Source organism: Caballeronia temeraria, assembly GCF_001544795.2.
Classification (GTDB): domain Bacteria; phylum Pseudomonadota; class Gammaproteobacteria; order Burkholderiales; family Burkholderiaceae; genus Caballeronia; species Caballeronia temeraria.
Map to the genome: position 1 here is coordinate 1 of NZ_FCOI02000071.1, position 8,110 is coordinate 8,110.

Here is an 8,110-nt window from a genome sequence, read left to right on the forward strand (position 1 = left end):
GGCGAGTTGTCCACCGCCGGCCGGCGTCGTGGTCGTAATAGGCGACCCGCCGACCGGCCGTGGACAACTCGCGGCACCGCCCAAACCGGAGGGAATCAATCCATTCAAAATTCAACTGCTTAACCATCCACGGAAGCGGGTCACCCCCACACGTGACCGACGAGCAGGTTGCGGCCATTCTTGCGGCAAAGCAGGCCAACGAGCATATGACCCGCGAAGACATTCGCAAAATGCTGGCGACGCTGCAGAAGCAGGAAGAGGCACTCGCTGACCGAAAAGCAGAGCTAGACAACTACGAGGCGCTGCTCGAGGACAGCAAAGCCGCTCAGCGGGTCGCGGAGGTCGGACTTGAGCACGATCGCGGCGCATGTGAAGAAATACAACGATGCGGCCACCGCGCGCAAGGTCGTCAACGCGCTGCTCGACGAGGCAGAGGGCTTGGGTCAGGACCATTTTCATCGTATCGGGGAAGAATTGGATGGCTACGATGGTCCCCCCGCGCGCGAAGTGCATCGGTGGGTCTGCCTCGCAGGACGCTACGAGATTCACTACGAGGTCCTGCCTGCTTACGCGGAAGAACCCACTGCTATTGCAATCCTTCGGGTCTGGACACTCGACAAGACCGTTAAAAAGAGGCCATTGCGCTGCCGGCCGGCGGTCCCCTAACATTCTGCCGCCGAAGCTTCTTTCGCCCTCTTATCTTGTGCCTCTCGACGCTCGGCGCGGCCCCCGTTCCGCCTCTTAACAACGCTAACCTAACGAAGGCTCGAATATTGGGGAGATCGCTCGTTGAGGGGTTCGGGCGGAAGCGCGAGACTGGTTGAGTCGTCGTCGATCTTCGCGAGTCTGTTGAGCAAGTCGGTTACAGCGGAGAACTGGTGATGCATAAGATGACGGCAACGCAAAAGTTGCTCAAGCCGCCTGCGCCAATAAAGAAGCGGGAGCGCTGAATTGGGCTCCTGTAATACCACTTCGATAGCGAGCCGTATATGGGATATATCGGCGTCGATCATTCGGAGTTGAAAAGCGCCAAGGATGTTGGTGTCACGGGTGTCCATGTCTCCATAACGGCAGGCGACTACTATTGCTGAAGCATGCATTTAAGTAGCGTCTTGGCAAGCAGCAACGCATGCAACTGCGGAAGCGACCCTCTTGTTTCCTGCCCGTGCGCGTGCTCGCGCCTGTTTCGCAGGCGCTTCCTGGAGGCGCTCACTGATGCTCATCAGCGCGGACGGCTTCAGTTCTTTGGCGAGTACACGCAGCTCGCGGATCGCGCGGCCTTCGCGAGGTGGCTTGCACCGCTGCGGGCTTCGGAATGGTTCGTGTATGCCAAGCGTCCGTTTGCGGGCGCTGAAGCGGTGCTCGCGTACCTGTCACGCTATACACATCGCGTCGCGATCTCCAACCAGCGTCTGCTTGCCTTTGATGAGCGAGGCGTGACCTTCCGCTGGAAGGATTACCGCGAGAAGGGCCGCACCCGCTACAAGGCCATGACGCTCGACACTGGGGAGTTTATGCGCCGCTTCCTGCTCCACGTGCTGCCAGTCGGGTTCCATCGAATCCGGCATTATGGGTTGCTCTCTAACCCGGTGCGCCGCGCAAATCTAAGAAAGATACGTACGCTGCTCGGCGTGACCCCAGAACTCCGCCCAACACTGCACGACACGGTCATCGTCGATCGACCAACCTTCATCTGTCGGCACTGCGGAGCGCCCATGCTTGTCATTGACATTCTCCCGCGTACCGTACCGATTCGTGCCCCACCATAGGCGGCCCAGCGATGAGCGCTTTGCTTCGATCTCCATCTCAACCGTCGGCTTTGCGTCAACGCCGCCGACGAGCGGACGGTTGTGCCTTGAGCGTCATAGACGGTCCTACAGCCATGATCCGAGCTGACGGTCACATGCGAGATCGTCTTTATTGCTGCCTCCACGCCGCTCCGGACGCTTGCATCGCCCGCCGCCGGCCCGCAACCCAGATCAGCCACATTGATCAATCGCCATAGCGAAAACGCTGGCTGCATCGGACTACTCCGCGGTTTCCTCCCTCGAGGTTTATCCAACGCCTGCCCGCACGCGTTGTCGTTCGATGACGCGCCCGTGGTTGAGGGCAGGCATCGAATAAACCTAAACGAAAACGACCCTCTTCGGTCATACGAGGTTCTGGCAGGCAGAAGGCTCCTTACCCAGGAACAACGGTCACCCATTGTCCGCTCGACGATCAGGAAGCGTTGCCAAGCGCTGCACCTGGAAACAGCGACAGCCGGAGTCCAATGAGTGCATGCAGCGCACCTTTGCGCAGCTTATAGCCGGGTGCATCCGGATCGGCCGCGAAGTTGCCCATGATCTGCGCGATGGCGGCATCAACGTCGATTGCAAGCGTCAGCGGTACCCTTTGACGGTGACCCGATTCGACACACCGTTCATAGTGCGACCGAACGTCGTCGAGCACCCGGTTTAGCACGACTCGCAACTCTTCAGAAAACCTGCCCGAGAGTCTGCGCAGGTCGAGTTTATTCAGCGCGATGCGCATGTCGCGTAGGCTTTCGATCGACGAATGCGTGTAGTCCTCGCTGGGTGCCGCGCGCGGAATAAGCTGCATGAGCCGGTCAAGCATGCGCGCGTTCAGATCCCGTTGCTGAGCGACCGATAGCGTGGACCCGCTCAAGATGACATCCCTCCAACTGGACCGGGTCAGTCGCGCCGCCGCGGCCTCTGCTCCGAACGGGCGGATTATCCCCGTCATCAACGAAGCGAAGAGCACCCCGGCCAGCCCTGCCAGATTGGCATTCAGGAAGTTCAGGATGTTCGCGTCATAGGCGCTATCGATACCGAGAAAGGTCGCGGTCGTCAGCGAAACAAGGGTCGATCTCAACGCCCATTTCGGGCGAGGCAGCAATAGTCCAAGTGGAACGAAAACGAAAGAAAAGAACACGACCAGCACCGGAAAATCCTGGCCATTCGGTAAAACGACGAACAGGTAGAACGCTGAAATGATAACGCCCATCGTCGCGCACTTGACGAAAGTGATCATCATCGGCACGGGCTCATCGAGTGCAGCGAAAAAGCAGACGCCGATAGCGCCCAACGACACAGCCGCCGCTCCGTCCTGCCAGCCGGAAGCGATCCACAGGCACGACAAAACGAAGATGACGAATCCCGCCGAGAAGGCGGAGAACAAGGCAAGACCACGGTCAAGAAACGCGTGTCGGGTGCCGACCCGCCAATGCCGGAAGCGCGGCCGCCAGCTCCCTCGTTCGTGAACGATGATGAGGCGCAGGGTCCGGCAATCGACCCAAAGATCCACCAGCTGCCGCAACCGCCAGAGCGCGCCGGATAACAATGCCGCCTTCCAGGTCGTCAGTTCGTTACGGGCCGGTTCCAGTTGCGCAATACGCACGCGCAATAGTGGCGCCTCGCGCTCCGGATCATCGCTCAGCGGGGCGTCCATCCAGCGTCCGATATCGCGCAGCAGTTCGCCGATGCCTGCAGGCGTGTCGGAGCCAGGTCTCTGCGCGGCCGCGAGTATGTCCGCGAGCGCCGACGCGATCGGCAGTATCAGCTCCATCCGGCCCTGAAGTTCCTCGCTGCGAGCGAGTATCACGGGGCTCGCGTGATCGTACGCCAGCTGGCTCAGCAGAAACTCGAAGCCGCGCGCACTCGACGCCATCTTTTGGCGGCTTTCAGAAACCAGCGCTCCCGCGACTCGGCCAGCCAGCGACTCTTTCAGATAGAGAGTGGCCTCGCCGAACCACGAGTCGGTTCGCTCGATCAGCGTTGGCGCGAGTCGGTTTGGGAACAGAACGCTGCCGACGATGCTCGCGCAGACGATGCCAAGCGTGATTTCTTCGGTCCGCGCCACTGCAACATCGAAGATGCTCAGTGGGTTCGACAAGGCCGGCAGGGCAATCACGGACAGCGAATAACTGGCTAGCAGGAAGACGTAACTGCGCGCGGCTCGCGTCGAGATCGAAATGTACACGAACACGCTTGTCCATATCGCTATCAGCGCGCTTAACAGATAAGGCATCTCCGCGAATGGCGGCACGAGGGCGACGGAGGCCACCGCGCCAAGCACGGTACCGAGCGCGCGGTATAGCGCCTTCGATCGTGTCGCGCCGACAAACGGGTTCGATACGATGTAGACCGATGCCAACGCCCAGTATGGCCTCGGAAGATCGAAGTAAAACGCGATGTAAAGCGCGAGCATCCCTGCGAGAAAGGTCTTTAGCGAAAAAATCCAGTCACGTAGCGAAGGGAGCTTCATCGGAAAGATCGCGCTGTGATCGGTCTCTTGTCGCCGATTGGGTTGGGTTCGCAGTGACACGGCCAACAGTGTGCTACGTTTCGCCGGAATCAGGGTGGTCAATTCTCACATCGCGCGTGCGCATCGGGGCCGCATGGCCGAGGGCACTTCGTCGGGCTGCGCAGAGTATGTCGACTCACTTGCCCTGCGCAGCTTGCGAATTCGTGCGCCTGACACCTTGCGAACGGTCGCTTATTTGCATCTAACGACGTTCGACATTGCGGATTGAACAACCGCTACCTGGCCACCACCGACGCCTGCCCTGCACAACTCGCTGGCGGGACTTGGATGACTGCAATGGCCGCCGACAAGGGCCGTTGATCGCTTAAGAACCAACGACGCGGGAGGTCCGCCTTTCCGGTGACGCTCCGAGGCAAAAGAGCCTATTGTTAACTGCAAACGACTAGCCGGTGGGCCCGTCGGCATGTCTGGAGCTTTTTTCGGCTGGGAGTGGCAATGGAAAAGCGTATCCATCACCCATATCTGGTATCCAAAGTGATGTCGGCCGAGCAGGCGGCGACTCAGATTCGACCGGGTATGACCGTCGCGATGAGTGGGTTCACCGGAGCGGGATATCCGAAAGCGGTGCCTTTAGCATTGGCCGTACAGATCGAAGCCGCGCATGCCCTTGGAGAGAAGTTTGCACTTCGAACACTGACGGGCGCCTCCACCGCTCCTGAACTCGATGGCGCGCTCGCGAAGGTGAGAGGCATTGAATTTCGCTTGCCCTATCAGTCCGATCCGGAATTGCGCGCCCGAATCAATCGCGGCGAGATCGAGTATATGGATATGCACCTCGGACAGGTAGCACAGTACACCTGGTTTGGCTTCCTGGGTAGGCTGGATGTGGCAATCATTGAGGTTGCGGGAATATTGCCTGACGGCCGTCTCATACCATCGACCTCCGTAGGCAACAACAAGACGTGGCTTGACCTGGCTGACAAGGTAATCATCGAAGTGAATTCGGTTCAACCGGCAGGGCTGGATGGCATGCACGACGTCTATTACGGCACCGCCCTCCCCCCGGACCGCGAGCCGATTCCATTAGTCCGGCCTGGAGACCGTATTGGGGAGCCGTACTTGCGGGTCGATCCAGCGAAGGTGATCGCCGTCGTGGAAACTCAGGGTCCGGATCGTCTGAGCCGATTTTCTCCGCCTGATGAAACCAGCATCCGGATTGCGAATCACCTGGTCGAGTTCTTCCGGCACGAGATCGCGATGGGGCGGCTCGCACAGCAGTTGCTGCCGTTGCAGTCCGGAGTGGGGAATATCGCCAATGCGGTGCTAAGCGGGCTGCGAGATGGGAGATTTCAAGGGCTTACAGCCTTTACAGAAGTCATTCAGGATGGAATGCTGGATCTGATCAGGACCGGAACCATCCTGACCGCATCGGCGACAGCGCTGTCGCTGAGCCCCGAAGGCGTCGAGGAATTCGGCAGAAATATCGAGTTCTACCGCAGTCGCATCGTGTTGCGCCCTCAGGAAATTTCAAACCATGCCGAACTGGTTCGCAGGTTGGGCTGTATCGCCATCAACGGCATGGTCGAAGCCGATATCTACGGCAACGTTAATTCAACCCATGTGGCAGGCACCTCGATTATCAATGGTATCGGCGGATCAGGAGATTTCGCTCGCAATGGGTTTCTCTCGTGCTTCGTCACGCCGAGTACCGCCAAAAATGGCGCGATATCCTGTATCGTCCCGATGGTTAGCCATGTTGACCACACCGAGCATGACGTAGCCGTAGTGGTCACCGAGCACGGGCTCGCAGACCTGCGTGGCTTGTCGCCCAAACAACGCGCGCGCGTTGTCATCGACAATTGCGCTCATCCTGATTACCGTCCGCTACTCCATGACTATTTCGAGCGTGCGCTCCGCAACAGTCCGGGAAAGCATACGCCTCACCTCCTTGGCGAAGCCTTGTCATGGCATGAGCGGTTCATCGAAACCGGCCGGATGAGACCGTGAATTCCTAGCGCATCTGTCAGTGCAGAAGGCGCTTGCAACCCTCAACGCGTAACTGTGAGCCCGCAGCGGAGTGACGGGCCGCCGTCGGGCAAACCTTAAGAAAGAGCGCTCCTGCCGAGATGTCGACGCCAAATCGCCGATCGGCCTTATACGCCAATGGCACTGAGTCGAACGTGGCGTACCGCGAACGTCCGCTTCCAAAGCAAGCGTGGGACCGGCGGAGTCGGACCCGTCGACGGTGCCACGAATGAACGGCCGGATCTTGCGGGCACACCAATCAAGCCTCCATGAACGCCGCTCTCAGGCGGCCAGCACTTCGAGTTGTCAAAGCTGTGAGCGGCGAGCATGCGTCGCCGAATTTTCTTGCACAACATGCGCACGGGGGCGCCGACCGAGATTGTGAAAAGCGGCAGACCGTGAAGGTTCGGCAAATCCAGCCCGACTGGGACGCCCGCTGGAGGACGTTCGACATGAAACTGGCCCGCAGCCGGGCATTGCTGCGCTAGCGAGCCAGTTCTTTAAATACAGGCGCGCAAGATTTGCTGCGCGCTCAGAGGGCGGTGCTCAACGACTGGATGCGTCCGGCGCCTGTCGGCATTCGGGCATCAACGCATTAGGGATGGCTGTACATCGCATTCCAGTCGGCCTTCGACACGGCCGGGCGTCCTGCGTCCGACGAACCGCTCACCACACCGCCGTAACCGCTCGTTGCGCCGTTTTGCGCAGCCACCTTGGCTTCAGCAGCCTGGATGTCGGCGGGGTAATGCGGGTCTTCGCCATGAGCCGGGTTATAGCCAGCCTTTTCGAGTTGAACCAGTTCAGCACGCACCTGTGCACGGGTCAAAGGTGCATTCGATTGGGCGAACACGGCAACGGGAGCAGCGAGGGCAGCGGCAACAACAACGGCTTGAATAAGGAACTTCATGGTACTTACCTCCAGACTTTGTTTGGTCCTGCTACGAACAGCCCTGTTCGTAAGCCAGTGATTACAGTCTAGGTAGGCAGACGCTTAAAATTAAGGCACGTGTCAGGAAGGGATTGTTGCGGTATTTGTGTAAACCTTAGTGAGCGATGAGGACGGCAGCCCAACGAGGCTCACCTTCGAGGGCGGGCGTAACGAGCCATGGAGGAGACAAGACAACCGCTGTCGAGTGCGTAGTTGACGTTCGGCCGTCCATGCACAGGCCATCGTAAACGGCTTCAGATGGCCGGATAACGCCTCATCCGACGACCGGGCCGGATCGTGACGTTGACGGCTTGCGTCACACGCCCTCGACGAGCACGGCGCGATATTGCGCACCGCGGAACCGGTGCTGTGCAACCTCTTGATAGGCCGGGCTGTCATACCACGCACGCGCGGCGGCGGTTGACGGGAACTCCACGATTACGACGCCCTCCGGCGCGTGCCCTTCGAGTACCTGCTGCGGTCCGTAAGCAGCCAAGATCTTGACAGGATGACCTTGGAAGGTCTCGCCGACCTTGCTCTGGTACACATCCAGCTCCCGTTGATCTTCCGTGCTTTCCTTTGTAAATACAATGTAAGTCGCCATCGCGCTGCGCTCCTGATATTGATGTTGAGGTGCGCTCAATAGTGCCATGAAACGAACAGGTTGCTAATTTACAACGTCGTCGGAAATGAATCGCATAACGAGTCAGTTCCGCTCGGTTCGCCGCATGCCCTGACCGACACCACCTTGGCCGAGGCTGACCCTACCGGGTACGACCTGATGGTGGAAGTGCATTCGGTCTCGGTGAACCCGGTCGATACCAAGATCCGTGGCGGCGTGCTGCCGCCCCCAGTGGTACCAAAGGTGCTGGGCTGGGATGCGTCCGGCGT

Annotated in this window: 6 protein-coding genes and 2 pseudogenes; 5 read left to right on the forward strand and 3 right to left on the reverse strand. The window is 59.4% G+C overall.

Annotated elements, in window-relative coordinates; genetic code table 11:
• Nucleotides 1-348: 348 nt before the first annotated feature.
• Nucleotides 349-666 carry a type II toxin-antitoxin system RelE/ParE family toxin gene (locus AWB76_RS38110; protein WP_244173703.1) on the forward strand — a complete coding sequence of 106 codons (318 nt, stop codon included), beginning with the start codon at nt 349-351 and terminating at the stop codon, nt 664-666.
• Nucleotides 667-1,144: 478 nt separating this feature from the next.
• Nucleotides 1,145-1,769 (forward strand): annotated as a pseudogene (locus AWB76_RS38120) (IS91 family transposase); the annotation flags it as partial.
• A 451-nt stretch (nt 1,770-2,220) separates the two neighbouring features.
• Here the strand turns inward: AWB76_RS38120 and AWB76_RS38125 are convergent.
• On the reverse strand, nt 2,221-4,266 hold the full coding sequence (locus tag AWB76_RS38125; RefSeq protein WP_061165245.1) for an FUSC family protein: 2,046 nt from the start codon (nt 4,264-4,266) through the stop codon (nt 2,221-2,223).
• Nucleotides 4,267-4,761: 495 nt separating this feature from the next.
• Here AWB76_RS38125 and scpC point away from each other — a divergent pair, with 495 nt between their 5' ends.
• Together scpC and AWB76_RS41810 are read left to right on the forward strand one after the other, a co-directional pair.
• On the forward strand, nt 4,762-6,273 hold the full coding sequence (scpC, locus tag AWB76_RS38130) for a succinyl-CoA:acetate CoA-transferase ScpC (RefSeq protein ID WP_061165246.1): 1,512 nt from the start codon (nt 4,762-4,764) through the stop codon (nt 6,271-6,273).
• A gap of 287 nt (nt 6,274-6,560) precedes the next feature.
• On the forward strand, nt 6,561-6,779 hold the full coding sequence (locus AWB76_RS41810) for a hypothetical protein (protein ID WP_167357811.1): 219 nt from the start codon (nt 6,561-6,563) through the stop codon (nt 6,777-6,779).
• Between the two features lie 107 nt (nt 6,780-6,886).
• Here AWB76_RS41810 and AWB76_RS38135 read toward each other — a convergent pair whose 3' ends face one another.
• Complete coding sequence (locus AWB76_RS38135; RefSeq protein WP_061165247.1) at nt 6,887-7,198, reverse strand: DUF4148 domain-containing protein; 312 nt, start codon at nt 7,196-7,198, stop codon at nt 6,887-6,889.
• A 337-nt stretch (nt 7,199-7,535) separates the two neighbouring features.
• The gene (locus AWB76_RS38140) at nt 7,536-7,823 is read right to left on the reverse strand and encodes a DUF1330 domain-containing protein (RefSeq protein WP_061165248.1); all 288 of its coding nucleotides are present in this window, start codon (nt 7,821-7,823) and stop codon (nt 7,536-7,538) included.
• 60 nt (nt 7,824-7,883) lie between these two features.
• On the opposite strand from AWB76_RS38140, the pseudogene AWB76_RS41960 reads away from it, so the two are divergent.
• A pseudogene (locus AWB76_RS41960) lies at nt 7,884-8,110 on the forward strand (hypothetical protein); the annotation flags it as partial.